The following is a 26,986-nucleotide window of genomic DNA, read 5'->3' as shown; positions in this document are numbered from 1 at the left end:
GGGGGAGAGGGGAATAGGCCGTGTGCGCTTTAGCGTTACCGGCCCTTCAAATTGGTCTGGCGCGGCTTCATGCCGGACGGCTTGCCGCCAGCCCCGGCGGCCGGCTTCGCACCCGGCGCCTTGCCCACCGGCGGCACCACACGGCGGCCCTGGCCGGCCTGCTGGGTCAGGAAGGTCTTGCCCCCCTTCTCCCGCGGCTTGGCGGTGGCGCCGACCGGTTGCCAGCCCGGAATCAGATGCTCCTCGCCCGGGCCGATCAGGTCCTCGCGGCCCAAGCGCTTCAGCGCCTCGCGCAGGATCGGCCAGTTCTCCGGGTCGTGGTAGCGCAGGAAGGCCTTGTGCAGGCGGCGCTGCTTCAACCCCTTCGCCGACGAGACGATTTCCGATCCGACGCGGCGGACCGGGCGCAACGGGTTGCGCTCGCTGTGGTACATCGCGGTCGCCAGCGACATCGGCGAGGGCAGGAAGGTCTGCACCTGATCCGCCTTGAAACCGTTCCGCTTCAGCCACAAGGCGAGGTTCATCATGTCCTCGTCCGTGGTGCCGGGATGGGCGGCGATGAAGTAGGGGATCAGGTAGAGCTTCTTCCCGGCCTCCTTCGCGGCCTTGTCGAACATCCGCTTGAACTCGTCGTAGGCCCCCATGCCGGGCTTCATCATCTTGCCTAACGGCCCCGGTTCGGTGTGTTCCGGCGCGATCTTCAGGTAACCGCCGACATGGTGGGTCACCAGCTCCTTCACATATTCCGGATTGCGGACGGCGAGGTCGTAGCGCAGGCCCGACGCGATGTGGATTTCTTCACCCCTGGCACGGCGCGGGCCTTGCGGTAGAGCTGGACCAGCGAGGAATGGTCGGTGTTCAGGTTCTTGCAGATGTCGGGGAAGACGCAGGACGGACGCCGGCAGACCGACTCCGTCTCCTTGTCCTTGCAGGCGAGGCGATACATGTTGGCGGTCGGCCCGCCCATGTCGGAGATGACGCCGGTGAAGCCCTTGGTCTTGTCGCGGATATGCTCGATCTCGCGCAGGATCGACCCTTCCGACCGGCTCTGGATGATGCGCCCCTCATGCTCGGTGATCGAGCAGAAGGAACAGCCGCCGAAGCAGCCGCGCATGATGTTGACCGAGAAGCGGATCATCTCCCACGCCGGGATGCGCGCATCGCCGTAGGACGGGTGGGGCGCGCGGGCATAGGGCAGGTCGTAGACGCCGTCCATCTCGTTGGTTTCGAGCGGGATCGGCGGCGGGTTCAGCCAGACGTCGCGGTCGCCGTGACGCTGTACCAGCGCGCGGGCGTTACCGGGGTTGCTCTCCTGATGCAGCACGCGGCTGGCATGGGCATAGAGCACCTTGTCGGCCGTCACCTGCTCGAAGCTCGGCAACCGCACCGCCATGCGGTCGGCGCCGGCTGCACGCGGCGAGACTGGGGCGGACGGGTCGTCGATGGAGCTGCTGTCCACCACCGTCCAGCCGTCCGGCAGGGACGAGCGCATGATCGCGGTGCCGCGGATATCGGTCATCGCCTTGGGCAATTCCCCCTTCAACGCGCGCTGGGCGATCTCGATGATGGCGCGTTCGGCATTGCCGTAGACCAGCATGTCCGCCTTGGAATCGACCAGGACGGAGCGGCGAATTTCCTCGCTCCAGTGATCGTACTGGGCGATGCGGCGCAAGCTGGCCTCGATGCCGCCAAGGACGATGGGCACGTCCTTGAAGGCTTCGCGACAGCGCTGGGAATAGACGATGACGGCGCGGTCCGGCCGCTTGCCGCCCTCGTCGTTCGGCGTGTAGCTGTCGTTGTGGCGCAGGCGGCGGTCAGCCGTGTAGTGGTTGACCATCCAATCGATGTTACCGCCGGTCACCCCCCAGAACAGCCGCGGCTTGCCCAGGATTTTGAACGGCTCCGCACTGCTCCAGTCCGGCTGGGCGATGATGCCGACGCGCAGCCCCTGCAATTCCAGCAGCCGGCCGATGATCGCCATGCCGAAGCTGGGATGGTCGATATAGGCGTCGCCGGTGACGACGATCACGTCGCACTGGTCCCAGCCCAGCCGGTCCATTTCCGCGCGCGACATCGGCAGGAAGGGCGCCGCCTTGGGGCGCACGCTCCGGTCCGGGCGGTGGGCGAACAGGTTGGGGGCCGCGAGCATCGCGTTCTCCGGGTCTCAATCAACAATGCGGATGGATAAGCCGACAGTCTTACCTTGTCGGCCGGCAAATTCCCACCGCTGATAACGCAGCGGAGCAATGGGACATTGTGCGGCGTGGCGCGACAGCTATGTGGGACGCCCCACAGCCGGTGCAAGGGCCGGCCAAGGGGCAAGGCACGGGAGAGGGCAGGGCGGTGGCGGCGAAGAGTCAGGCCGCAACGCCGCCCGCTTCTCCCGCCCGGCCGTTGCGCCGCGCCACCACCCAGCCGATCAGCGCCCCGGCTAGCATCACCAGGGCTGCGATCAGGAAGGCGGCGCCCGGATGCGGGAACAGGGGATCGCTGCCCACCGAGGCGGAATAGACCGTGCCGAAGAAGACCGGCGCCAGGATGCCGGCGACGCTGGCCACGCTCATGTTGGCGCCCTGCAACTGGCCCTGTTCGGACGGGCCGACCCGCTGCGTCATCAGCGACTGGATGGTCGGCATCGCCAGCCCCCACAGCGCGTTCGGCACGATGGCGAAGGCGAACCAGCCGCCATCCGGCGCCAGCCCCATGCAGGCCAGCCCGACCGCCCCGCCGAACAGGCCGACGATCATCGTGCCACGGTCTCCCAGCCACTTTACCACGCGCGACACCACCAGCCCCTGCATGACCATGTCGAGCGCACCGACCATCGACAGCAGAAGCCCGACGTCCCAGGCACTCCAGCCATAGCGGTGCGCGGCATAAAGCACGAAGACGGCGGGGAAGACCTGGTGGGAGACGTGCAGCATGAAATTGACCATCGCCAGACCCGACAGTTCCGGGTGCGAGCGCAGCAACTGGAACGCTCCGAACGGGTTGGCCCGGCGCCAGGAAAAGGCCATGCGGCTTTCCTGCGGAAGCGATTCCGGCAGCACCGCCAGACCATAGAGGAAGGCAAGCCCGCTGAGCAGGCCGGCACCCCAGAAGGGTGCCCGTGGCGAGATCTCGCCCAGCACTCCGCCCAGCAGCGGTCCGGCGATGAAGCCGGCGCTGAAGGCGGCGCCGATCAGGCCATAGGCGCGCGCCCGCTGCTCCGGCGGCGTCACGTCGGCCATATAGGCGAAGACCGTGGTGAAGCTGGAGGAGGTGATGCCGGCAACGGCACGGCCGAGCACCAGCCACCACAAATTCGGCGCCACCGCCATCAGCACATAGTCCGCCGCCAGCCCCAGCGCCGACAGCAGGATCACCGGACGCCGGCCAAAACGGTCCGACAGCGACCCGATCACCGGCGAGGAAAAGAACTGCATCGGCGCCCACAGCGCCACCAGCGCGCCGTTGATGGTGCCGGCCTGCGCATCGGCCCCGGCGAACTCCTCAATCAGCGCCGGCAGCACCGGAATGACAATGCCCATTGCCACGATGTCGAGTGCGGCGGTGACGAGAATGAAGGCTATCGCGGCCTTGCGCGGACGAACGGACGACATGGAAAACCTTTGGAATCAAAAGATGTAAGCGCCCAAAAGGGGCGCGGGCGTGCCCCGGCCGGAATCGGCGGGCCGGACGGCATCGCGGAGTTGGGGCGGATCATAGGCTGCATGCGGCCTGTTGTGAAGCGAAATATTTCCGATGGCGGATATGTTTTGCCGGGTGGGCGTGCGTCTCTCTTCATCATGTGCCGCGACGGACTCCGGATCTGCTCCGGCTGCGGATGGCTGTATTTCATGAAATCGGCTTGTTCGCCGTCGCCATCGGTAAAATCATTCATGTACTGCCGCTTCCTCGGCGGCACAGCAGGAGGAAGGTCGCCATGCAGAGGATCAAGCTTTCCTTTTGGGGGCTTCTGGCGCTGTTGAGCGTGCTGTGGTTCGCCGCCGACCCCTCGATTCTGCAATGGACCGGCTACTTCGCGTTCCGCGCCGCCATGGTCCAGCACAGCGGCGTGATCGCCATCGGCTGCATGAGTGTCGCCATGATCCTGGCTTTGCGCCCACGCTGGCCCGAAACATGGTTCGGCGGCCTGGACAAGATGTACCGCCTGCACAAATGGCTGGGCATCGGCGCCCTCGCATTTGCAATCGTCCATTGGCTTTGGGCACAGGGAACGAAATGGGCGGTGGGTTGGGGCTGGCTGGACCGGCCGCGGCGCGGTCCGCGTGCAGCGCCGGGTACGGCATCGGGTGCAACGCCGGACAACCCGGTCGCCCAAACATTCATCGACCTGCGCGGCACCGCGGAAGCTGTCGGCGAATGGGCATTCTATGCCGTCCTGCTGCTGATCGTGCTCGCACTGATCAAGAGCTTCCCATACCGGCTGTTCCTTCGGACTGACCGGCTGCTGCCGATCGCCTATCTGGTGCTGGCCTTCCACACCGTCATCCTCACCAAATTCGCTTACTGGACCGCGCCCGTCGGCTGGGTTCTCGGGGCGTTGCTCGCCAGCGGCACATGGGCCGCCGTCCTGTCCCTGCTGGGCCGCGTCGGTGCCGGCCGGCGGGTTCCGGGCATCATCTGCGCCCTCCATACCTATCCGGACCTGCGCGTGCTGGAGGCGGAGATCGACGTGCCGCAGGGATGGCCCGGTCACAAGGCGGGCCAGTTCGCCTTCGCCATGTCGGACGCCGCGGAGGGCGCACATCCCTATACCATTGCCTCCGCCTGGAACGAGGCCAAGCACCGCATCGTCTTCATCATCAAGGAACTGGGGGACCATACGCAGCGCCTGCCGAGCACGCTGCGGGTCGGTCAGGCGGTGACGGTCGAGGGGCCGTACGGCTGTTTCACCTTCGACGACCAATGTCCTCACCAGATCTGGGTGGGCGGCGGCATCGGCGTGACGCCCTTCATCGCCCGCATGAAGTATCTGGCGATGCATCCGGAGCGGCCTCCGCAAGCCATCCACTTTTTCCACACCACACGCGATTATGACGAGGACGCCATTGCCAGGCTGACCGCCGACACCGCTGCCGCGGGCGTGTGCCTGCACCTGCTGGTCGATGGCCGCGATGGCCGGCTTACCGGGGAGCGTATCCGCGCAGCCGTGCCGGGATGGCGCGACGCCAGCGTCTGGTTCTGCGGCCCGACAGGATTCGGGCAGGCGCTGCGGCAGGATTTCGCGGCTCACGGAATGCCGGTGGAACAGCGCTTCCACCAAGAGCTTTTCGAAATGCGATGAGCGCCTCAGTGGAGGCGGAGGGCGTCCTCTCCCGTGGTCGAGCCTGTAAAAACAATCAGTGACACGCCAGGATGAGCCTACCAGGAGACTGACACTTCTATATTGCGAGGGACTGACATTCTGACATTGCGTTTACACCGGAAAAACATATAAGAATGATTATGGAAATACTGCGAGCGTTTCCAACGTCCACAAGACGGAATGCCGCCGGCCCTCCCCAATGCGGGAAAGACCGGCAGCGCAAACAACCTCAGCCGAAACGGCCGGTGATGTATTCGGACGTCTTTTCCTTGGTCGGGTTGGTGAAATCTCTTCCGTGTTCCCGAACTCGATCAGTTCGCCCAGATACATGAAGGCGGTGAAGTTGGAGATGCGGGCCGCCTGCTGCATGTTGTGGGTGACGATGGCGATGCAGTAGTCGGACCGCAGCTCGTCGATCAGCTCTTCGCACTTGGCGGTGGAGATAGGATCGAGCGCCGAGGTCGGCTCGTCGAGCAGCAGGACCGACGGCTTCACCGCAATGGCTCGGGCGATGCACAGGCGCTGCTGCTGGCCGCCGGACAGGCTCATGCCGTTCTGGCGCAGCTTGTCCTTCACCTCGTCCCACAGGGCGGCACGGCGCAGCGAAAACTCGATCCGCTCGTCCATGTCGGCGCGGGACAGCTTCTCGTACAGCTTCACGCCGAAGGCGATGTTGTCGTAGATCGACATCGGGAACGGCGTCGGCTTCTGGAACACCATGCCGACGCGGGCGCGCAGCAGGTTCAGGTCCTGCTTGGGCGACAGGATGTTCACGCCGTCCAGCATGACCTCGCCGGTGGCGACCTGCTTGGGGTAGAGGTCGTACATCCGGTTCAGGATGCGCAGCAGCGTCGACTTGCCGCAGCCCGACGGGCCGATGAAGGCGGTGACCTGACGGTCGTAGAGCGGCAGCGAGATGCTCTTCGCCGCCCGATAGCCGTCATAGAAGAAGTCCAGGTTGCGGACGCTGATCTTCTCGGGCAGGCCGGCACCGGCGATTGCGCGCTCGGCGACTGTCCCGGCGAGCATGCCCGGAGGCATCTGGTGGCTGCCGTGGGCGGGGCTGTTGGCGTCCATGTGGGTCATCGTCATGGTTACTTTCTCGTCGTGCCGAGACCGGCCAGCAGCCGGGCGCCGATGTTGAGGAGCAGGATGGCGACCGTGATCAGCAGCGCGCCGCCCCAGGCCAGCTGGCGCCAGTCCTCATAGGGCGACATCGCGTACTGGAAGATGACCACCGGCAGGTTGGCCATCGGCGCGTTCATGTCCGCGCTCCAGAACTGGTTGTTCAGGGCGGTGAACAGCAGCGGTGCGGTTTCGCCACTGATGCGGGCCACAGCCAGCAGCATGCCGGTGATCATGCCGTTGCGGGCGGCACGGTAGGCGACCATCGTGATCACCTTCCATTGCGGAGCACCCAGGGCGGCGGCGGCCTCGCGCAGGCTGTTGGGCACCAGCTTCAGCATGTCCTCGGTCGTGCGGACGACGACCGGGATCACCAGCACCGCGAGCGCCATGGCGCCCGCCCAGGCCGAGAAATGGCCCATGCGGACGACCAGCACCTCGTAGACGAACAGGCCGACCATGATCGACGGCGCGCTCAGCAGCACGTCGTTGATGAAGCGCACCACCTCGGCCAGCTTCGTGTTGCGCCCGAACTCGGCCAGATAGGTTCCGGCCATGACGCCGACCGGGGTGCCGACCGCGGTGGCGACTGCGGTCATGACGACGCTGCCGAAGATGGCGTTCAGCAGGCCGCCCTCGCCGCCCGGCGGCGGGGTGTTCTCGGTGAACAGGCTGAGGTTGATGGCCGACAGCCCGTTGTAGAGCAGCGTCCACAGGATGGCGACCAGCCAGAACAGGCCGAAGCCGGCGGCTCCGAGCGCCAGGGACAGCGCCAGTTTGTTGGCGATGCGCCGGCGGTGATAGAGCCCGCCGATGGGCGTCGCCAGCGTCGCGGAATTGGACATCGTCATGGGCCTCAGACTCCGGCCTTGCGCTGCAGGCGCAGCAGCATCAGCTTGGCGATCGACAGGACGGCGAAGGTGATCAGGAACAGGATCAGGCCGAGCGCCACCAGCGAGGAGGTGTAGACGTCGCCCACCGCCTCGGTGAACTCGTTGGCGATGGAGGCCGAGATCGTCGTGCCCGGTGCCATGATCGAGGAGCTGATGCGGTGCGCGTTGCCGATGACGAAGGTCACCGCCATCGTCTCGCCCAGCGCGCGGCCCAGCCCCAGCATCACGCCGCCGACGACGCCGGTGCGGGTGTAAGGAAGCACCACGTTCCACACCACCTCCCAGGTGGTGGCCCCCAGCCCGTAGGCGGATTCACGCACCATCGGCGGCACCGTCTCGAAGACGTCGCGGGTGATGGAGGTGATGAAGGGCAGAACCATGATGCCCAGGATCAGGCCGGCGGTCAGGATGCCGATGCCGTAGGGCGGGCCCATGAACAGGTTGCCGATGCCGGGGATCTGGCCCAGCGTATTGATCAGGAAGGGCTGGATGGTCGACTGCATGAAGGGGGCGAAGACGAACAGGCCCCAGATGCCGTAGATGATGCTGGGGATGCCGGCGAGCAGCTCGATGGCGACGCCGAGCGGACGCTTCAGCCAGGCGGGGCACATCTCGGTGATGAACAGGGCGATGCCGAAGCTGACGGGAATGCCGACAGCCATGGCGATGACCGAGGTTACCAGCGTGCCGTAAATGGGGGCGAGCGCGCCGAACTGTTCGGACACCGGGTTCCAGACTTCGGTGCCGACAAAGCCGAAGCCGAACGCGCGGAGTGCCGGAAGCGCGCCGTCGATCAGGGAAACAGTGACGCCGCCCAGGATCAGCAGGACGAGCAGCGCGAATGCGAGGGTGGCGTTGCGGAAAGCCGCATCCTGCAGGCGCTGGCGGCGGGCCCGTCGGGCGGTGGAGGCGTGTGCGTCGGTCAAGGTCCGCGCGATCTCGGTCATGGCCGCTCCGTGAGGCGTGCGGTGGGGACGGCGCAATTTCCGTCCCCTCCGGCGATCATGCCCCCGGGCGCGCCAACCAGCGGCCCGCCCGGGGTCGGTTGGCCGTCGTTACTTGGCCGACGCGGTCCAGACCGGCTTGCCGTCGGCCTGGATGGTCTGCGACCAGGTCTTCTGGACCAGCGACACCACGGCGTCCGGCATCGGGACATAGTCCAGATCGGTCGCCATCTTGGAGCCGTTCTTATAGGCCCAGTCGAAGAACTTCAGCGCCTCGGCCGAAGACGCCGCGTCCTGCGGGGTCTTGTACATCAGGATGAAGCTGGCGCCGGTGATCGGCCAGCTCTCCGCACCCGGCTCGTCGGTCAGCAGGACGTAGTAGCCCTTGGCATTGGCCCAGTCGGCGTTGGCGGCGGCGGCCTGGAAGGCCTCGATCTTCGGGGAGACCGTCTTGCCGTCCTTGTTCTGCAGGTCGAGGTGGGTGATGTTGTTCTGCTTGGCGTAGGCGTATTCGACGTAGCCGATCGAGCCGTCCGTCTGCTTGACCATGTTGGCCACGCCCTCGTTGCCCTTGGCGCCGATGCCGGCCGGCCACTGGACGGAGGTGTTGGCGCCGATCTGGGTCTGGAACTTCGGGCTGGTCTTCGACAGGTAGTCGGTGAACAGGAAGTTGGTGCCCGACCCGTCAGAGCGGTAGACCGGGGCGATGGCGGTGTTCGGCAGGTTGACGTTGGGGTTCAGCACCTTGATCTGCGCGTCGTTCCACTTGGTGATCTCGCCCATGTAGATGTTGGCGAGAACGGTGCCCGACAGCTTGACCTCGCCGGCCTTGATACCCTTCAGGTTCACGACCGGAACCACGCCGCCCATGATCATCGGGAACTGGATCAGACCGGCCTGCTCCAGCTCTTCCGGCTTCAGCGGCATGTCCGACGCGCCGAAGGTGACCGTCTTGGCCTTGATCTGCTTGATGCCGCCGCCCGAACCGATCGACTGGTAGTTCAGGCCCGTGCCCGTCTCCTTCTTGTAGGCGTCGGCCCACTTGGCATAGATCGGGTACGGGAAGGTGGCGCCGGCGCCGGAGATGTCGGCGGCCGAAGCGACCGAAATCGGCGCGACCGACACGGACAGGACGGCCAGGGCACCGAAGGCGGCGCAGCGAACGAACGCCGAGGTCATGGTTTTCACGGCTAAACTCCCGATAGGTTTGGACGGTTTGGTTGGGTTTTTCGGAAAAGCCCGGCCTTGGCCGGATGACGTAACCCGCCTTCTTCGTCGCGGTGACCATAGCCGCCGCCGGTGACGGGTTTGTTTTGTTTACGTGTCAGTTTTATGAAACCGACCCGTTCGCGACCGGGAACGCGAAGTCCTGGGAAGGCTCATCGCGCGGCCCGGATTTCCTGGAGGAACAGATGCACCGCGGAGCCGAGGCTGGTCGCCTCGTGCGACAGGCCTTCCGCCACCAGCAGCACATCGCCGGCTTGGGCGCGCACCTTGGCCGCGGCCTCGGACAGGCCGGCGACATGGTCCGACGCCGCCTGGGTGCCAACCGCCACGCGGTGGGAGCTGTCGACGATGCTCGACGTGATGGTCGCCTGCTCCTCCACCGCCGCGGCGATGGCCGAGGCGTTGGATTCGATGCGCTGGACGCTGCCGGCCATGGCCGCCACCACCTCCGCCGTCTCGCGGCTGGCCGCCTGGGTCGCGGCGATCTGGCGGGCGATCTCGGCGGTGGCCTGGGCGGTCTGGCCGGCAAGGGCCTTCACCTCTCCGGCGACCACCGCGAAACCGCGGCCCATCTCCCCTGCCCGCGCCGCCTCGATGGTGGCGTTCGCGCCAGCAGGTTGGTCTGGCCGGCGATTTCGTCGATCAGCCCGACGACGGTGCCGATCTCTCCCGCCGTGCTCGACAGGTCGGCGACGGTGGCCTTCACCTGCTCCGCGCCTGCGGCGGTGTCGCCGATGATGCGGGCCAATTTGCCGGTGCGCTTGCTGATCTCGGCGATGGACTGGGAGATTTCCGAGGCGGCGGTCGCCACCTGCTGGATCCCCGCCGCCATCTCGCCGGACAGCTGCATCGCGGCCTCGGCGCGGTCGTTGGCGTTGGCGGCGATGTCAGTCAGCGAGCGGGCGCGGGCAGCCATCTGGCGCGCGGCCTCGGCCAGCGTTTCGACGCTGCTCAGCACGTTGCGTTCGAACTGGTCGGCGATCTCCAGCATGCTGGTGCGGCGGGCCGACGCGGCGTTGCGGCGCTCGATCTCCACCTTCTCGTGCGCCTCTTCCATGGCGCGGGCGTTGGCGATGAAGACGAACAGTGCGCGGGCCATGTCGGTGATCTCGTCATTGCCGTCGGCCTTCTGCTCCACCGTCAGGTCGCCGTCGGCAACCCGGCGCATGGCATCGGCGAGCGTCTCCATCCGGCCGACGACGCGGCGGCCGACATAGAGCGAGACGATCAGACCGGCCAGCAGCACGCCGGCGGTCGCCAGCAGGATCTGGACCTGGTTGGTGCGCTCCAGCGCCTCGTGGGCGGCGGCGGCCCCGTCGGCGGTCGCCTTCTCCGCCGCCTGGACCAGCCCGTCGACCATCGCGGTCAGGGCGGCGCCGGTGCTGCGGTTGCTGTCGATCAGCGTGGCATTCTCGGCATAGGCCGCCAGCTCGCCGGTCCGCAACGCCAGGATGCCGTCGTTGCCGAAGCCAAGCTCCAGCAGCCGCTCCGCCAGCCGGCGGACCTCGGCCCCCAGATCGTCCCCGGAAGCGGTCAGGGTGCTGCGGATCGTTGCCGCCAGCGGGTCCAGCATGCGGCGGGCGGCAGCCAGACGGGCCGGCGTCTCGGCGTTGCCGGCTTCCGCCAGCTTGCCGGCAAGCAAATTGGCGTCGGCCATCAGGCCGCTCAATGCGGTGTAGCGCTGCTGCGCGGCCGGGACCATGTTGGTGGACCGATCCTGCATCCGCTCGGCGATCGCATTGCCGGCCTCGGCGATGCGGCCGCGCGAATTCAGCATCAGCGGCAGCATGCGGGCGTTGGCGTCGCGGTCCAGCCGGACGATGTCGTCGACACCGGCGGCCAGCGATTTGGCCAGCTTCTGCGCCTCCACTTCCGGAATGCCGGGGGTGAGCTGGCGGACGCGGCGGGTGTAGACGCTGACATCGCCGTCGCCGAAAGCGGCAAGCTCGTTGATCGTCGACACCACCGGAGCCGCCGCCTCGCTTTTCGCCAGCGGACGCAGCGCACCCTGAAGGTCGGACAGGGCGGAGTTGAAGTCGGTGGACAGCGACATCACCTTGGACCGGTTGGTCTCGAAGGCGCCGATCAGCAGCGATTTGGCGAGGGCCGCCTCGGCACCGCGCAGCTGGAACAGCGGGATCACCGTCTGCCCCAGCTCGGCGCCGATCACCGCGGAGGATTTGGAGGTCGCCTGAACCATCGCGGAAATCGCCTGGGCCAGCTGCTCTCGCGAGGCCTGCATGTCCGGCTTCAGCGCGGCGAGCAGCCGGGCATGGGCATCGCTCAGCTCCGCCAGCCGGCCGCTGCGCTGTTCCTGCAAGGTCAGCCGCCGTCCGGTCGCCGTCCCCAGCGCGTCGATGGTGCCCAGCAGAGAGCGCGCGGTGCCGGTCAGTTCGGAGACGCGGGCCGCATCGCCACCAGTATGGCCCTGTCCGACGGCCAGCTGGGCGAGCTGACCGTTCAGCCCTTGGCGCTGCTCGCCCGCCGCGTTGCGCAGCCGGACCAGATCCTCTTCTGACGATGCGGCGTCGATCAGCGGCCCCAGCGCCAGCACCCGCGCGGTGGTGGTGGCAAGGCCGTGGGCGGCGCTGAGCACCGGCACCTGGGTGCCGGTGATGTCGGCGACATGGCCGCGGACGGCGCCGTAGGACATCCAGCCGACCACCGCCGCGATGCAGGGCAGTGCCGCCACGGTTCCGAAGGCGATCAGCATCTTCGACTTGATGCCGGACCGCCGGCGCTGGTCGATAGGCTTTGCCATATGGGCCACCCGTGGCTTGGAGGTTGTCCGTACCGCGCCCGCGGTTCTCCGCAAGCCGGCCGGTGCCATGGGTAGCCCTTCTGGTTGGATGAATCGGTGACGGTTGGATGAAGTTTTCGCTACGCACAATCGAAAGATTGCTGCGCGCCGGAAATCATCGGTCGCCCGGCCGTTCTTGGTGAATTGAACGTAAACAGCGCGTGAAACGAATAGCGGCGCCCAACTGGGCCGGGCGCCGCGTTACTGCACGCATACCGCGTAAAATCTGGAAGGAGCGTCGACGTTACACCGGCGGTGCCGTCCGCCGCAGGCTGTCACGGTCAGAGGCCTTGGTGAACCAGCCGGTCAGTGCCGGACGCCCCTCACGCCAATCCTCGTGCCCGAAACGGAAATCCAGGTAACCGAGCGCCACCAGCACCGACAGGCTGCCGATGGTGGCCTCCCCCTCCAGCGACGCGGCTTCCGCCTCCAGCAGGTCGAGCGAACGGGCCACCGCCTTGCGCTGGCGCTCCATCCAGTTGGCCGATTTCTCGCCATCCGGACGCATGGATTCCAGCCGGCGCAGGATCGCGGCGTCGCAGATGCCGTCGGCGATGGCCTGCTGGCGCAGCGCCGTCCAGCGCGCCGGGCCGGCCGGCGGGAACAGCGGCGCCCGGTCGCCCAGCGAATTGAGATACTCGACGATCACCGGGCTGTCGAACAGCGTGATGCCGTCCTCCAGCGTCAGGGCGGGCACCTTGCCCAGCGGATTGTCCGTCGGCAGGTCGGTGTCGGCAGACCAGGGATCGGTCGTCACCCGCTCCACCCGGTCCTCCAGCCCGCGTTCGATCAGGACCATCATCACCTTGCGCACGTAGGGCGAGGTGGGGCTCCAGCGCAGCTTCAACATGCACATTCCTTCCAATTCAATTCTGTTGATCGCAGTCTGGCGTCAGGCCGGACCGCCGGCCAGTCTGCACCCCTCATCCCCGGAAATGGTCCTTGCGCCGGCGCAGTTCGGCGAACACCTCCACCGACGGGGCGCCGGCCATACCGATGGCGGCCTGGACACCGGGATCGTCGGCGCGCAGGAAGGGGTTGGTGCGCCGTTCCATGCCGATGGTGGTGGGAAGCGTCGGCTGGTTCCGCTCGCGCAAAGCCGCAACATCCTCCATCCGCTGATGCAGAGCGGCGTTGGCGGGATCGACGGTCAGGGCGAAGCGGCCATTCGACTGGGTGTATTCGTGACCGCAGTAGACCAGGGTCCGGTCGGTCAGCGCCCGCAGGCTTTGCAGCGAGTCCCACATCTGGGCCGGCGCGCCTTCGAACAGCCGGCCGCAGCCAAGCGAGAACAGCGTGTCGCCGCTGAACAGGGTTTCCGCCGCCTCGAACCAGAAGGCGATGTGGCCGCTGGTGTGGCCGGGCACGGCGAAGACGCGGGCCGTCTGCTCGCCGAACACCGTCCGGTCGCCGTCGCTGAGCGCCACGTCCATGCCGGGAATGCGGTGGGCGTCGGCGCGGGCACCGACCACGCTGGCGCGATAGCGCTCCTTCAGCGCCGCCGCTCCGCCGATATGGTCGTCGTGATGGTGGGTCAGGAAAATGTGGGTCAGGGACCAGCCGCGCCGGTCCAGCTCGGCCTGCACCGGGGCTGCGTCGCCGGGATCGACCACACCGACCTTGCCGGATGCCGCGTCGCGCAGCACATAGATATAGTTGTCGGCGAAAGCCGGAACGAGAATGACCTCCACGGCAGCGGACTCCCTGCTGTTGCGATACGAAACCCGTGTTACGCTTGGGATACCATGTACACAGATATCGTCGATCTGAGGGAGTTCTACGAGTTCGGATTGGGGCAGACGGCCCAGCGGATGATCCGCCGCCGCATCCGGACCATCTGGCCGGACGTGCGCGACCAGATCGTCCTCGGCGTCGGCTACACCACGCCCTACCTGCGGCCCTTCATGGGCGAGGCCGACCGGGTGGTGGCGGTGATGCCGGCCAGCCAGGGCGTCAGCTTCTGGCCGGCGGAAGGGCCGGGCATGGTCGCGCTGGGCGACGAGGCCGACCTGCCCTTCGGCGACAACACCATCGACCGCGTGCTTCTGGTCCATGGGCTCGAGGGCACCGAGCAGCTGCGCCCGATGATGCGCGAAATCTGGCGCGTGCTGGCCGGCGGCGGCCGGGTACTGGCGGTGGTGCCGAACCGCCGCGGCCTGTGGGCGCGCGCCGACTGGACGCCCTTCGGCCACGGTTTCCCCTATTCCGCCTCGCAGCTGAAGCAGGTGCTGCGCGACACCATGTTCGTGCCGGAACGCACCCGCCACGCCCTGTTCATGCCGCCCCTGCGCTCGCACTTCCTGCAAAAGACGGCGCCCGCCTGGGAAGAGGTCGGCGGGCGCTGGTTCAAGGCCTTTGCCGGGGTGACGATGATCGAGGCATCAAAACGAATCTTTGCCGGCGTGTCGCGCCGGGCGGCGCAACAGCCGGTGAAGCGCCGGCTGATCGTGCCGCTGCCGGGTGGTGCGGCCCCCGCCGCCCGAAGCGGCAGTCCCCGCACCACCATTGTCGGCGGCTACTTCGTCGACTGCCAGCAGCCTTATCCGCGCACCTGACGCAGCGCGTCGGTGACGCGGCCGGCGAGACCGCTGCCCAGGCTGCCGGCCCGCTCCGCGATGCTGCGGCTCAGCGCCGTCAGTTCCTCCAGATTGCGGGTCACGCCCCCCAGCGTCTGTTCGGCATCGCCGATCCGCTGTTCCGCCGCGATGGCGTCCTGACGCGAGCGGTCGAGCGACCGCGCGACGTCCGAGGTCAGGGTCGCCTGCTCGTCGATAGCGGCGGCGACGGTGCCGTTGATCGCCTGGATCGAGCCGATGGTGGAATGGATGCGGCCCAGCGCCTCGTCCACCGCGGCGGTTTCCTTTTGCAGATTGGCGACCTGATCGGCGATCTGCTTGGTCGCGTCGGCGGTCTGGCGCGACAGCGCCTTCACCTCGTTGGCGACGACGGCGAAGCCCCGCCCTGCCTCCCCCGCCCGCGCCGCCTCGATGGTGGCGTTCAGCGCCAGCAGGTTGGTCTGGCTGGCGATGGCATTGATCAGCTTGACCACGCTGGCGATCTGTTCCGCGGCGGAGCGCAGCGAGTTCATCACCGTGGTGGCGCGGTCGCTGTCCGACGCCGCGGCAAGGCTGATCTCCCGCGCCTTGCTGGTGTCGCTGGAAATCTGGTCGGAGGTGGAAGCCAGCCTGTCGAGCATGCCGGCGATGGCGCTGACCGAGCCATCCACGGCACGCGCCGCCCCCGCGGCGTCGGCAGCCTGCCGCAACCCATCCGTCCCGGCGGAGCGGACGGCCGCGACCGCCGATTCCAGCCTGCGCCCGGCATCGGCCAGCTCGGTGGCGAACCCACCGACTTCGCGTTCGACCCGCTCCGTCAACTCACGCATCAGGGCGACCCGGCGCGTTTCCGCCGTTTCGGCCCGCAGGGTCGCCAGCACCCAATGGCGCGCGAGGCGGGCGAACCGGCGGGCCTGATCGGCCGGCGCCGCGATGGCGAGCGCCCCGACCCGCTCTCCGTCCAGTTCGATGGCAATGGCATAGCCTTCCCGCATCGTGCCGCCCGACTTGGCGGCCTCATCGCGGGTGACGGCGCGCTCGTCCAGCCGGCGGGCCACGATGTCGCTGGCGACCGGATGGCTGGTGCCGATCCGCTCCCGCGCGGTGGAGGCGATGACGGCACCGCTCTTGCCCGCAATGGAGACAACGGAGTCCAGTTCCCGGCCGATGGAGTTGCAGAGATCCTGTGCGATGGTGGCGCTGATGTCCAAGACGCTTCTCCCCTTCTTCCCGATTATGGTTTTCAATTGGATTTTACGGCACCACCCGCCATGACGGGATGTGCCGGCCGTCCAACTACCGCGTGGAGAGCATCGCTTTCGCCCACACGCAATCTTCAGACAGTACACACAACACTTGCGAACGAAGAGTTGAAAGAATGACGCAGCCGACCGTTCTGGTGCTTCCCGGTCTGGGCAACTCCGGCCCCGATCACTGGCAGAGCTGGCTGGAAGGCCGTCTGCCGGCCCTGACCCGCGTCGATCTGGGCGATTGGGACGCGCCGGAGCCGGACCGCTGGGTGGAGCGGCTCGACGCCGCGGTCCATGCCGCACCCGGTCCGGTGGTGCTGGTCGCGCACAGCCTTGCCTGCATCCTCGTCGCCCGCTGGGCCGCCACCGGCGGCAGGACGGAAACGGTCGCCGCCGCCCTGCTGGTCGCCCCGCCCGACGTCGAATTGCCCCAAACCGTGCCGGCCGAGGCCTGCCGCTTCGCCCCGGTGCCGACCGATCCCCTGCCCTTCCCGGCGGTGGTGGTCGGCAGCCGCAGCGATCCCTACTGCACCGCCGCCCGCGCCTGCGGCTTCGCCGCGCTGTGGGGCGGTGACTTCATCGATGCGGGCGAGGTCGGTCACATCAACGGCGGCAGCGGCCATGGCCCCTGGCCGATGGGAGAAACGCTGCTGAAGGACATGCTGGCCCAAATCTAACCTCCCCTTGCCGCTGCGGGCGAAAGGGTGCGACACAGGAGCGTCGTCGCGCGCCCGCCAGCGGATTGGAGCTTATGACCGGTCTTCCCATCGTCGAGGCCGCCCCGGCCAAGCTGAACCTCTACCTGCATGTCACCGGCCGGCGCGCCGATGGCTATCACGAGTTGGACAGTCTCGTCGCCTTCGCCGGGTTCGGCGACAGCATCGCCCTGACGCCGGCTGCAGCGCGGGTGGCCCTGCGCGGTGCCGACCTGCCGCCGGCCGGCCCGCGTCTGGCCATCGCCGGTCCTTTCGGCCCGGCCCTGATGGGCGAGGCCCCCGCCAGCAATCTGGTGATGCGCGCCGCCCATGCCCTGGCCGTCCGGCTGGGGCGCGAGGCCGACGTGATGATCGCCCTGACCAAGGCGCTGCCGGTCGCATCGGGGATCGGCGGTGGATCGGCGGACGCCGCCGCCTGCCTGCGGGCGCTCGCCCGGCTGTGGGGAGTGGCGCCGGACGACCAGGCGCTGTTCGCGGTGGCCGCCGGGCTGGGCGCCGACGTGCCGGTCTGCGTCGCCGGGCGAAGCTGCTATTTCGGCGGCATCGGCGATGAACTGGACGAGGCGCCGGACCTGCCGGAAACCCATGTGGTCTTGGTCAACCCGAATGTCCCGGTGCCGACCCCGGCGGTGTTCAAGGCGATGGCCGCCGCCCGCGCCGAAAGCGGCGGCACCTTCTCCGCCCCGGCCCGCTTCACCCGCAAACCGGCCGACGCGGCCGACCTCGCGGCCTTGCTGCTGGAGCGCAGCAACGACCTGACCGCCCCGGCCCTGACGGTGGCGCCGGTGATTGCCGACGTGCTGGCGGTGCTGGAGCGCAGCGCCGGCTGCCTGCTGTCCCGCCTGTCCGGCAGCGGCGCGACCTGCTTCGGCCTCTACGCCACGGCGGCGGCGGCTGAGGCGGCTGCCAAATCCATCGCTGCGGCGTCGCCCGGCTGGTGGGTCAGGCCGACCCGCCTGCTCCCAACCCCGGCCGGCGCCCCCGCCTTGCCGCGCGGCATCGTCGCCGATCCGGCGGCAGCCGTCCCGCCGCCCCCGGTCCCCTTTCTGGACACCGGCGGCTGGGGCGTGGGCTGAGGAGGGCTCCCCCAGGGTTCCCGATGGCTTACGCCCGCATGTAGCCCCAGCCGTCCGCCTGCGCCTCGGCGATGTCGAGGACGCCGGCGGCGACCACCGTCAGCCCCTCCGCGGTCCGGCCGGTCTTCGCCAGCGTGTTACCGCAGACCCGCAGGAGCCGGTCGGTCTCATCATCCGGGCTGTCGAGGGCTGCCGCGACCGCACCGGCATTGACGACGATGCGCACCTCCGCATCCGGCCGCGCCTTCAGCAGGTTGCGGGCATTGTTCCGCGCCCGCTCCAGCGCGGCCGGGGTGGGGGCGTGGATGACCAGCCGCAGGGGAGACGCCATGCCCGGAGACGCCATGTCCGTCACTTCCTCGTCGCCGCGTCATGGAAGGTGAAGTCGAACAGCGCGTCGACATCCACCGGTTCGGTGATCTGGGCCAGCGATTGCTGGAAGGCCTGCATCTGCTTGGTGGAGTCCAGGATCACCCGCGGGTCGTCGATGAAGGTCGTCGCGTCGGAGGTCAGCGCCGCCCGCATCACGTCGCGTTCGACCAGCCCCTTGCCGATGATGTCGGTCACCAGTTGCGCCGTGCGGTCCGGGTTGGATTTGGCGAAGGCGGTGGCGCGGATGTGCAGCTTGACCAGTTCGGCCACCGCGTCGCGATTTTTGGCGATGGCATCCTCCGTCACCACCAGCACTGCACCCGGCTGCCTGGGGAACATGCTGCCGGCCTTGGCGATGATCGCTGCATCCTGAAGACGCGACTGCACCAGCGTCAGGATCGGCTCCAGGATCGATGCGCCGTCGATGGCACCGGTCAGCAGCGCCTGCTGCAGGGGCTGTTCGCCCATGCCGACGATCTCGATATCCTCCGAGGGGATGCGGGCGATTTCCGCCATCCAATAGCGCAGCACCGTGTCCGGCACCGATCCGGCGGGCAGCGAGCCGATCTTCGGCCGCCGGCCGTTGGCGGCGTGGAAGGCCTTGACCCCCTCGGCCGGGCTGGCGGCGCCGGCCATCGCCTTCACCAGCGGGCCACGGCCGATCAGCGCCACCTGATCGATGACGTTGGCGGCGACGACCTTCAGCTTCACCCCTTTCGAGCGGGCGATCATCGCCGGGCCGATGCCGACATAGGCGACATCCAGCGTCCCGGACGCGAGCGCCTGGATCATCGCCGGCCCCGACTGGAAGCTGGTGGTTTGCAGCGTCAGCCCGGCATCCGCAGCCCAGCCCTCACCCGTCAGCACGTAGAGCTGCGTCATCGGGATGATCGGAATGTAGCCGACCCGCAGGCCGGTCGCCGCGAAGGCCGGCAGCGGAAGCGACGCGGCAGCAGCGGCGATGCCCAGGGCCGCCGCGCCCAGCAGAAGCTCGCGCCGGCTGACGTCGGGGGCGGTCGGACGGTCGGAATTGATGAAGTGGCTCGGCGGGGTCTGCGGCATCACGGTCTCCTTTTGCCGCGCCAGCCTAGTCGGGCCGGCCGCAAATTTCAATTCACGGCCGGTCCCGACAGGAGGAACACCAATTCAACACTGTACGCTTGTTTTATCATCAGGCCGGCAACCGGCGACGGACCGGGCGGATCAGCCACAGGTTCAGCGCCAGACTGACCAGCGCCGCACCGCCGATCACCCCTGCCATCGGCATGGCGGTGCCGTCGGCCATCAACCCGACCGCCCAGCCCGACAGCGCGCCGGTGCTGAATTGCAGCATGCCGGCAAGCGCCGACGCGGTGCCAGCCATCTGCGGGAAGGACTGCAACGCCCCGGCCATGGAGTTGGCGAAGCAGAATCCGGTCACCGACATGAACAGGAACAGGCAGCCGACCAAGCCCCACAGCCCGCCCCAGCCGCCCAGCACGCAGGCGACGAGCAGGATGCCGGTGGCGGCGGCCAGCCAGACGCCGATCCGCAGCATCACGTCCGAACCGAAGCGCATCACGGCGCGGCTGTTCAGCGTGTTGACGATGATCATGCCGACGATGTTCAGCCCGAACAGGAAGCCGTAATTCTCCGGCCGCACACCGAACAGCTCGATGTAAACGAAGGGCGAGCCGGAGATGAAGGCGAACATCCCCGCATAGATGAAGGACGATCCCACCGCATAGCCCAGGTAACGGCGGTCGGTCAGCAGCTTGCGGTAGGCCTCTCCCAGCACCATCGGGCGCAGGCTGGTGCGCCGCGAGTCGGGATGGGTTTCCGGCAGGCTGGCAAGCGCCAGCAAGGCGACGATGCCGAAGGCGGCCTGGGCCCAGAAAATCCAGCGCCAGTTCGCCCACACCAGGATCTGGCCGCCGATCAGTGGCGCGATGATCGGGGCGGCCCCCATCACCAGCATCATCATCGACAGCACGCTGGCCGCCCGGTCGCGCTCGAAGACGTCGCGGATCATGGCGCGAACCAGCACCGGCCCGGCACAGGCCCCCACCGCCTGCACGAAACGCCATGCCGCGAGATGGCCGACATCGACGGTCATCGAACAGCCGACGCAGCCGATGGCGTAAAGCAGGATGCCGGTCGCCACCGGAATCCGCCGGCCGAACCGGTCACTCAGCGCCCCCCACAGCAACTGCCCGACGCCGAACCCCAGGAAGAAGGCGGACAGCGTCCACTGCACCTGATCCTGCGCCGCATGCAGATCCCGGCTGATCGCCGGCATGCCGGGCAGATACATGTCGGTGCCCATCGGCCCGAACGACATGAGCACGCCCAACGCTGCAATGAAGAACGGGCTGTCGGAAGGCGAACGGGAACGGACGGCGGCAAGGCGCGCGAGCATCAGAAAATCCGGATATGAATGAATGGGGAAGTCGGCCGGACGGAATCCGCAGCTTTTAAGCTGATACCTTCGCTGCCGGACGCAAAGTCCTGTCTCGGCATGGCAGCCTTGAGCAAGCCGCGACGTAACGCCGCCGCGACAATCCAGGTTCTGGTCAAATCACCGCGGTCGCAGCGTAATAAAATTCTGGTTCACCCCCATGATCCATGCCTAAAATTGAACCCGGATCACAGGCTTCCACCCAGCCAGAGGCCGCGCCATGCCGCACCCCACCCGCCGGTCGGTCCTGTCCCTCGGTGCCGCCGGCACCGCCCTGGCGCTGCTTCCGCACCACGCGCATGCCGCAGCCGTCCAGCCCGGACTGGTCCCCGGACTTGTCTATGCCGCCGGGCAGAAATTCGACAAGAGCTTCAACGAGGGCGCCTTCACCGGGGCGGAGCGGTTCAGGAACGCAACCGGCATCACCGTCACCGAATATCTGCCCTCCACGCCCGTGCAGTTCGATCAGGCGGCGGCCTCGCTGCTGCGGCGCGGGGTGACCGATCTGGTCGCCATCGGCTTCTATTACGCGACACCGCTGGCGCGGCTGGCCCCAGCGCACCCGGCGGTCCGCTTCACGCTGATCGATGCGGTGGCGGAGGGGCCGAACATCCGCTGCGTCACCTTCAAGGAGCAGGAGGGGTCCTTCCTGGTCGGCGTGCTGGCGGCACTGGCGTCGAAAAGCGGGACCGTCGGGTTCATCGGCGCGCTCGACATCCCCCTGATCCGCAAATTCATCGCCGGTTACGAGCAGGGCGCCCGCCATGCCCGCGGCGACGTCAAGGTGCTGGTGAATTTCGTCGGCACCACGCCGGCCGCCTTCAACGATCCCGCCAGCGGGGCCGAGGTGGCGCGCAGCCAGTTCCAGCGCGGCGCCGACGTGGTGTTCGCCGGGGCCGGCGTCTCCAACTTCGGCATCTTCGCCGCGGCGAACGAGGCAAGGCGGCTGGCCATCGGCGTCGACAGCAACCAGAACTACCTCTATCCCGGCTCCATCCTGACCTCGATGCTGAAGCGGGTCGATCTGGCCGTGGAATTCAGCTTCGAGGCGGCCCGCCAGGGCCGATGGACCGCCGGCACAGTTGCGCTCGGCCTTGCCGAGTTCGCGGTCGATTACGCGCTCGACGAAAACAACCGCGATCTGGTGACGACCGCGATGGTGGAGACGGTGGAAGCCGCCCGCCGCGGCATCGTCTCCGGCCGCATCCCGGTGGCCGACGGAAGCTGAACCGCGATTATGCCGGCTCCTCGAACGGCTGCCAGCCGCGGGCACCGGTCAGGTCGGCGCCCTTCAGCGTGGCGAAGCTGGTCTTGATCGCGGTCAGGTCTGTGCCGCGCAGCACCACGCCGGCAAGGCTGGCGTCGCGCAGGTCGGCGCCGTTCAACCGCGCCTTGGCGAAGCTGGTCGGCCACAGCCGGCTGCCGTCGCCGCTAAGGTCCACCTTGCGGAACTTGGCCCGCCACAGCTTCGCTCCGGCCAGATTGGCACCTTCCAGATTGCAGCCGGACAGGTCGGCGCTGGTGAAGTCGGCATCGCGCAGGTCGCTGTAGGACAAATCGGCCATCATCAGCTTGGCGCCCGAGAAATCGGCCCCGCGCAACCCGCAGAACCGCATCACCGCCCCGCACAGCAGCTGGTTGGCAAAGTTGTAGCCGCGCAGATCGACGCGCTGGAGCTGGATGCGGTCGCCACCCTTGCCGAGCTTGTCGACCCGAATCTGATGCTCGGCGATCAGCTCGCTCATCCGCGCCGCGGTGGTGGTCAGGCCGGTGCCGTCGACATCGATGCCGTGCCGCTCCAGCGCCGTACGCAGCTCGTCGTTCAGCCGGGCGCCGCACATCAGCACGCCGTCCAGCGTCGTCTTGCGCATGGTCGCCCCGGTCAGGTCGGCCCCGATCAGGATGGCGCCGCTGAGGTCGCTGCCGGTGAGGTCGGCGCCGGACAGGTCGCTGCCGCTGAAATCGCACTGCGCCATCCGGCAATCGGTCAGCACCGCCTCGGACAGGGTGCAGCCGACGAAGGTGGTGGTACCGTCCGTATTGCCGGCGGCCCGGAACTCGCCGCTGTCCAGAACCATGCCGCGACGGAGGTCGGCGCCCTGGAGGTTGGCATTCTGCAACCGGGCGCCATCCACCCTGGCGCCGCGCAAATCCGCCCCCTGCAACTGCGCCCCGGTCAGGTCGGCCTTCGACAGGTCGGCACCATACAGATCCGCCTTGGACAGCAGGGTGCCGACCAGCCGCGCCCGTGTCAGGCTGGCGCCGGTCAGCTTGGCGCCCGACAGGTTGACGCGGTTGAGGCCGAGCCCGGCCAGATCGTAGAAACTGAGGTTGGCGCGCCGCCCCTTCCCTGCCGGGTCGCGCAGAAGCCACTGCTGGTGGCGCACCAGCGCATCGCGAACCGCCCGGAGGTAGCGTTCATCCATCATGCGGCGCGTCGTTGCCCCGGCATTTCCGTCCCGGACACGCTGTCCCGGACTGTTGGCGTCCTGGATGTTAGAGAAATCGGTTCAATTCCGGAAGATGCCAGCCGTCGAACCTTGGGCGGATCGGCAAGAATTTTTGGGTGCAGGGGACATTTCCGGTCCGACATAGGCCGGCCCGCCGGTCACGACCGCGTGATCGATGCCTCCTCCGGCTTGGGTAGGGGGAATGGCGACCCAATATAGTGGGCCCAGAACACCGACCATCTGCATGGGAGACCGGCGGCATGCCCGAATCGGACAAGACAGCATCGGCCAAAAGCGAACAGGAGTGGAAGCAGGACCTGTCGCCCAACCAGTTCAAGGTTCTGCGCGAGCACGCCACCGAATATCCGGGCACCAGCCCGCTGAACGACGAGAAGCGCCACGGCGTCTACCGCTGTGCCGGCTGCGGCCAGCCGCTGTACGCCAGCGACACCAAATACGAAAGCGGGTCGGGCTGGCCCAGCTTCTGGGAGCCGCTGCCGGGAGCGGTCGAAACCTCCACCGACCACAAGCTGGCCTATCCGCGCACCGAAGTTCATTGCGCATCCTGCAAAGGCCATCTCGGCCATGTCTTCGACGATGGGCCGCGGCCGACAGGCAAGCGCTATTGCATAAATGGCGTCGCCATGAGCTTCGAGCCCGAAGGAAAGTCCGACTGACCGGCAGAACTATGACCGGCCGCCGGCTTTCCTTCGCCTTGTCGCCGTCCGGTCATAAACCCTAATAAAAAAGGCGAGTTTGCCCCTATTTCGGCTAAAAATGACAACCCCGACACGGAGCGCGATGGTATGATCCGCCCCGTGCGACGGGTTGTCGCGAGGGCATCGCCGCCCTTCGCCGGTCGTGGCACCATGCGTCGATGGACCGGCGCAGGCATTCGGTGCGGCTGGCGGAGGGCGAATGGTCATTTCGGCCGAATTCCTGGGGATGCTGGTTCTGATCGCCAGCGCCGCCGCGCTCGGACTTTCCATCGTCGTCGATGTCGGCCGCGTCAGCGCGGAAAAGACCCGCGAGGCGATGAACCAGCGTCAGTACGACAAGAAACGCGCCGCACTCGCCGAATGGCGCCAGAAGACGGAGCGCAAGCACGTCGACCTGACGACCCTGCAAGCCCGCCTGACCGAATTCAACGGCCGGCGCCAGAAGGCGTTGACCGAGCTGCGCGCCCTGGAATTCTCCAAGATCGAACTGGTCCACGAGCTGGGCGAGCAGGACAGCGACGGCGACATCTATTGGGCGCAGCTGGCGGTCGGTCCCAATTTCAACGAGCTGGACCGCAAGGACATCGTCTTCTCGCGCCAGATTTGGGAATACCGCAACGTCTCCCACATCACCGCTCCGTCCGCCGAACTGGCCCACGCCACGGTGCGGAGCAGCTTTTCCCAGCGCAACGGCGTGATCTGCTCTCCCGTGGTCCCCCTGGCGCTCGCTCCCGACCCCGAGGTCGAGGCTGACGCGGCATGATCGAGGGATTTATGAGGGGGACGGCGCCATGACCGGCATGATGCTGTATTTCGCGCTGGGCCTGATGGTGCTGACCGTCCTGTCCAACCGCTACTGGCGCCGCCAGCTGGTTGTCACGCGGATCGCCATGTCCAAGCTGAAGGACAAGGTGGAGGACGTGACCAAGGAGGTCGCCGACGTCGCCTCCGACTACGCACAGCTGGCGCACCACTATGCGGACATGGAAAAGCGCGTCCAGAAGGCGGAGATCGACATGCAGGCCGCCATTCTGGAACTGGACCAGAAGAAGTCGGCCCCGATGCAGCGCTACGTCGTCTTCGACCGGAACGAGCCACGCACCGGCCGTTTCTGGGAGGTTGCGGTGCGCTGTCACCCCATCGGCGTCAGCCTGTCCGACCAGCGCGGATATCGCGGCTGGACCGGGGTACGCCGCTTCCTGCTGATCGCCGATGGCGAGCGCGAGGCCCGCGAACGGGTCGCCGCCCGCTATCCCCGCAAGGCCGGTTTCGAAGTCGTCGAGGTCGCCGGCTGCCGCCTGAACGGCCTGACCGTCAACCGCATTTCCGAACTCAGCACCTTCCGCAAGCCGGCCAAGCCGGAGGAGGACGGCGCAGCCGCCGCCCGCCCGCAACGCCGGACCTCGCCCGCGCAGTCCTGAGGCCGTCTCTCCTTTCCGGCGTTCCCTTTTTCATTGCCCTTTCCCGTCACCGGCTGCGCCCTATCTGCTGTCGGGCCATGCCAAGACGTGCCCTGAAACGACCAGGACTGAACCCCTGGGTTTTCGCCCCTCTCCTGCTCATGCCGCTTCTGGGCGCCTGTTCCGGCCCGCAGATCGTCGATGCGCTCACCCCACGGTCGGGCTCTACACGGTCGCCACCGACCTGCCCTTCGCCGACGATCCGCGCCTGCGGCTGGATCTCTACCGGCCCGACCGGCCGGCGCTGGGGGCGCCGACGGTGGTGTTCTTCTATGGCGGCAATTGGGAGACCGGCGACAAGAGCATGTACCGCTTCGTCGCCCAGGCGTTGACCAGCCGCGGCTACAGCGTCGCCATCCCCGACTACCGGCTCTATCCGCAGGTGCGCTATCCCAAGTTCCTGCGCGATTCCGCCGCCGCAGTGGCCTGGATCCGGCGCCACGGTGCCGAATACGGCGCCCAGCCCGGGCCGGTGGCGGTGATGGGCCACTCGGCCGGGGCCTACAATGCCCTGATGCTGGCGATGGATCGCCGCTGGCTCGCCGAACAGGGGCTCGACCCCGCCCGCGACCTGCGCGCCGCGGTGGGACTGGCCGGGCCCTACGACTTCCTGCCCCTGCAAAGCGACATGCTGAAGGACCTGTTCGGCCCGGAGAGGACGCGGCCGGACACCCAGCCGATCACCCATGTCGCCGCCCCGCTGCCGCCCCTGTTCCTCGCCACCGGCACCGCCGACGAGACGTTCCTGCCCCGCAACAGCCGCAATCTGGCAGCCGAGGCCCGCGAGGTCGGCGGAAGCGTGCGCACGGTGGAGTATGACGATACCGGCCACATCCGCATCGTCGCCGCTCTCGCCGCGCCCTTGCGCTGGCTGAACCCGGTGCTGGACGATGTCGATGGTTTCCTGAAATCGCTGCCGCAAATCGGAAGCTGATCAATCCACCGCAGCCTGGAACATGTATCCCATACCATGGACGGTGACGATGCGGGTGGGGTCGGCGGGGTCGTGCTCCACCACCCGGCGCAGGCGGCGGACCAGCCGATCGATGGAGCGGTCGTACGGCACCGAATCGCCGCGCAAGGTCAGGTCGAGAAGGTCGTCGCGGCTCAGCACCCGCCCCGGATTCTCGACGAAGGCGGCGAGCAGTTCGAATTCGGCGGAGGTCAGACGCGCGTCCTCCCCATCGGGACCGCGCAGCCGGCGCTTGTCCAGATGAAGCTCCCACCCGTCGAACCGCTTCACCCGCCCGCCGGCCGGCCTGGTCGGCTTGACGATGCGGCGCAGCAGGCTGCGGGTGCGCGCCAGGATCTCGCGGGGTTCGAACGGCTTGGTGATGTAGTCGTCGGCGCCCAGTTCCAGCCCGATCAGCCGGTCCATGCGGTCGGACCGCCCGGTGATCAGGATGATGCCGATGTTGGAGGCTGCCCGCAGTTCCCGCGTCACCGCCAGACCGTCCTTGCCGGGCAGCCGGATGTCCAAGAGCAGCAGATCGATGCGCCCCCGCGCCAGCAACGCCGACAGCTGGTCGCCATCCCGCGCCAGCATCACCCGATAGCCCTCCCCTTCCAGGTAGGCCTTCAGGGTCTCGCGGGTGATGGGATCGTCGTCGACCACCGCGATGGTGTGCATTGTCCCCCGTACCGGATTGAG

23 protein-coding genes and 2 pseudogenes are annotated in these 26,986 nt (G+C 67.7%); 9 read left to right on the top strand and 16 right to left on the bottom strand.

Annotated elements, in window-relative coordinates:
- Window positions 1-35 precede the first annotated feature (35 nt).
- Both ABNQ38_RS13205 and ABNQ38_RS13200 read right to left on the bottom strand, forming a co-directional pair.
- Window positions 36-2,149: pseudogene (locus tag ABNQ38_RS13205) on the bottom strand (YgiQ family radical SAM protein).
- A 208-nt stretch (window positions 2,150-2,357) separates the two neighbouring features.
- Window positions 2,358-3,602, bottom strand: a complete 1,245-nt coding sequence (locus ABNQ38_RS13200; RefSeq protein ID WP_377807826.1) for a TCR/Tet family MFS transporter — start codon at window positions 3,600-3,602, stop codon at window positions 2,358-2,360.
- Between the two features lie 323 nt (window positions 3,603-3,925).
- Between ABNQ38_RS13200 and ABNQ38_RS13195 the strand changes: the two genes are divergently transcribed.
- Complete coding sequence (locus tag ABNQ38_RS13195) at window positions 3,926-5,290, top strand: ferric reductase-like transmembrane domain-containing protein (protein ID WP_377807824.1); 1,365 nt, start codon at window positions 3,926-3,928, stop codon at window positions 5,288-5,290.
- Window positions 5,291-5,540: 250 nt separating this feature from the next.
- Here the strand turns inward: ABNQ38_RS13195 and pstB are convergent.
- The 8 genes and pseudogenes from pstB to gloB form a co-directional block, all read right to left on the bottom strand.
- Window positions 5,541-6,352, bottom strand: a pseudogene (pstB, locus tag ABNQ38_RS13190) (phosphate ABC transporter ATP-binding protein PstB).
- 53 nt (window positions 6,353-6,405) lie between these two features.
- Complete coding sequence (gene pstA, locus ABNQ38_RS13185) at window positions 6,406-7,287, bottom strand: phosphate ABC transporter permease PstA (protein WP_098735252.1); 882 nt, start codon at window positions 7,285-7,287, stop codon at window positions 6,406-6,408.
- Window positions 7,288-7,292: 5 nt separating this feature from the next.
- Window positions 7,293-8,276: a phosphate ABC transporter permease subunit PstC gene (gene pstC, locus ABNQ38_RS13180; protein WP_377807823.1), complete on the bottom strand. Its 984-nt coding sequence runs from the start codon at window positions 8,274-8,276 to the stop codon at window positions 7,293-7,295.
- Window positions 8,277-8,384: 108 nt separating this feature from the next.
- Window positions 8,385-9,452, bottom strand: coding sequence for a phosphate ABC transporter substrate-binding protein PstS (gene pstS / locus ABNQ38_RS13175; protein WP_377807836.1), 1,068 nt, complete (start codon window positions 9,450-9,452; stop codon window positions 8,385-8,387).
- A 200-nt stretch (window positions 9,453-9,652) separates the two neighbouring features.
- Complete coding sequence (locus ABNQ38_RS13170; RefSeq protein ID WP_377807822.1) at window positions 9,653-10,072, bottom strand: methyl-accepting chemotaxis protein; 420 nt, start codon at window positions 10,070-10,072, stop codon at window positions 9,653-9,655.
- Window positions 10,036-12,261 (bottom strand): HAMP domain-containing protein, encoded by a 2,226-nt coding sequence (locus ABNQ38_RS13165; protein ID WP_377807821.1) that lies wholly within the window; start codon window positions 12,259-12,261, stop codon window positions 10,036-10,038. The genes ABNQ38_RS13170 and ABNQ38_RS13165 overlap by 37 nt, the downstream gene beginning before the upstream one ends.
- A gap of 283 nt (window positions 12,262-12,544) precedes the next feature.
- Entirely contained in the window at window positions 12,545-13,150 is a 606-nt protein-coding gene (locus ABNQ38_RS13160) for a glutathione S-transferase N-terminal domain-containing protein (protein ID WP_377807820.1), read from the bottom strand.
- 73 nt (window positions 13,151-13,223) lie between these two features.
- Window positions 13,224-13,991 carry a hydroxyacylglutathione hydrolase gene (gene gloB, locus ABNQ38_RS13155; RefSeq protein WP_377807819.1) on the bottom strand — a complete coding sequence of 256 codons (768 nt, stop codon included), beginning with the start codon at window positions 13,989-13,991 and terminating at the stop codon, window positions 13,224-13,226.
- Between the two features lie 54 nt (window positions 13,992-14,045).
- Between gloB and ABNQ38_RS13150 the strand changes: the two genes are divergently transcribed.
- Window positions 14,046-14,855: a class I SAM-dependent methyltransferase gene (locus ABNQ38_RS13150; RefSeq protein ID WP_377807818.1), complete on the top strand. Its 810-nt coding sequence runs from the start codon at window positions 14,046-14,048 to the stop codon at window positions 14,853-14,855.
- Here the strand turns inward: ABNQ38_RS13150 and ABNQ38_RS13145 are convergent.
- Window positions 14,840-16,066, bottom strand: coding sequence for a methyl-accepting chemotaxis protein (locus ABNQ38_RS13145; protein WP_377807817.1), 1,227 nt, complete (start codon window positions 16,064-16,066; stop codon window positions 14,840-14,842). The genes ABNQ38_RS13150 and ABNQ38_RS13145 overlap by 16 nt on opposite strands.
- Window positions 16,067-16,233: 167 nt before the next feature.
- On the opposite strand from ABNQ38_RS13145, the gene ABNQ38_RS13140 reads away from it, so the two are divergent.
- Window positions 16,234-16,782, top strand: a complete 549-nt coding sequence (locus ABNQ38_RS13140; protein WP_377807815.1) for an RBBP9/YdeN family alpha/beta hydrolase — start codon at window positions 16,234-16,236, stop codon at window positions 16,780-16,782.
- A gap of 74 nt (window positions 16,783-16,856) precedes the next feature.
- Window positions 16,857-17,897, top strand: a complete 1,041-nt coding sequence (locus ABNQ38_RS13135; RefSeq protein WP_377807814.1) for a 4-(cytidine 5'-diphospho)-2-C-methyl-D-erythritol kinase — start codon at window positions 16,857-16,859, stop codon at window positions 17,895-17,897.
- 28 nt (window positions 17,898-17,925) lie between these two features.
- Here ABNQ38_RS13135 and ABNQ38_RS13130 read toward each other — a convergent pair whose 3' ends face one another.
- From ABNQ38_RS13130 to ABNQ38_RS13120, 3 genes are all read right to left on the bottom strand, one after another.
- Entirely contained in the window at window positions 17,926-18,243 is a 318-nt protein-coding gene (locus tag ABNQ38_RS13130; RefSeq protein WP_377807813.1) for a hypothetical protein, read from the bottom strand.
- Between the two features lie 5 nt (window positions 18,244-18,248).
- Window positions 18,249-19,331 (bottom strand): ABC transporter substrate-binding protein, encoded by a 1,083-nt coding sequence (locus ABNQ38_RS13125; RefSeq protein WP_377807812.1) that lies wholly within the window; start codon window positions 19,329-19,331, stop codon window positions 18,249-18,251.
- Between the two features lie 109 nt (window positions 19,332-19,440).
- On the bottom strand, window positions 19,441-20,667 hold the full coding sequence (locus tag ABNQ38_RS13120; protein ID WP_377807811.1) for a Bcr/CflA family multidrug efflux MFS transporter: 1,227 nt from the start codon (window positions 20,665-20,667) through the stop codon (window positions 19,441-19,443).
- A gap of 259 nt (window positions 20,668-20,926) precedes the next feature.
- Between ABNQ38_RS13120 and ABNQ38_RS13115 the strand changes: the two genes are divergently transcribed.
- Window positions 20,927-21,934, top strand: a complete 1,008-nt coding sequence (locus tag ABNQ38_RS13115) for a BMP family protein (RefSeq protein ID WP_377807810.1) — start codon at window positions 20,927-20,929, stop codon at window positions 21,932-21,934.
- Window positions 21,935-21,941: 7 nt separating this feature from the next.
- Here ABNQ38_RS13115 and ABNQ38_RS13110 read toward each other — a convergent pair whose 3' ends face one another.
- A complete protein-coding gene (locus tag ABNQ38_RS13110) occupies window positions 21,942-23,135 on the bottom strand; it encodes a pentapeptide repeat-containing protein (protein ID WP_377807809.1) in 1,194 nt (397 codons plus the stop codon).
- A gap of 281 nt (window positions 23,136-23,416) precedes the next feature.
- Here ABNQ38_RS13110 and msrB point away from each other — a divergent pair, with 281 nt between their 5' ends.
- The 4 genes from msrB to ABNQ38_RS13090 all read left to right on the top strand — a co-directional run bounded on the left by msrB (window position 23,417) and on the right by ABNQ38_RS13090 (window position 26,269).
- On the top strand, window positions 23,417-23,833 hold the full coding sequence (gene msrB / locus ABNQ38_RS13105; RefSeq protein WP_377807808.1) for a peptide-methionine (R)-S-oxide reductase MsrB: 417 nt from the start codon (window positions 23,417-23,419) through the stop codon (window positions 23,831-23,833).
- A gap of 241 nt (window positions 23,834-24,074) precedes the next feature.
- Window positions 24,075-24,638, top strand: a complete 564-nt coding sequence (locus tag ABNQ38_RS13100; protein WP_377807806.1) for a hypothetical protein — start codon at window positions 24,075-24,077, stop codon at window positions 24,636-24,638.
- Between the two features lie 28 nt (window positions 24,639-24,666).
- Window positions 24,667-25,296 (top strand): hypothetical protein, encoded by a 630-nt coding sequence (locus ABNQ38_RS13095; protein WP_377807805.1) that lies wholly within the window; start codon window positions 24,667-24,669, stop codon window positions 25,294-25,296.
- Between the two features lie 298 nt (window positions 25,297-25,594).
- On the top strand, window positions 25,595-26,269 hold the full coding sequence (locus ABNQ38_RS13090; protein ID WP_377807804.1) for an alpha/beta hydrolase: 675 nt from the start codon (window positions 25,595-25,597) through the stop codon (window positions 26,267-26,269).
- On the opposite strand, the gene ABNQ38_RS13085 is transcribed toward ABNQ38_RS13090, so the two are convergent.
- Window positions 26,270-26,965: a response regulator gene (locus tag ABNQ38_RS13085; protein ID WP_109051248.1), complete on the bottom strand. Its 696-nt coding sequence runs from the start codon at window positions 26,963-26,965 to the stop codon at window positions 26,270-26,272.
- Window positions 26,966-26,986 lie beyond the last annotated feature (21 nt).

Source organism: Azospirillum sp. A29 (assembly GCF_042604625.1).
GTDB classification, from domain to species: domain Bacteria; phylum Pseudomonadota; class Alphaproteobacteria; order Azospirillales; family Azospirillaceae; genus Azospirillum; species Azospirillum palustre.
The sequence above is the reverse complement of the archived record's forward strand: the minus strand, read 5'-3'. Positions and strand labels throughout refer to the sequence as shown.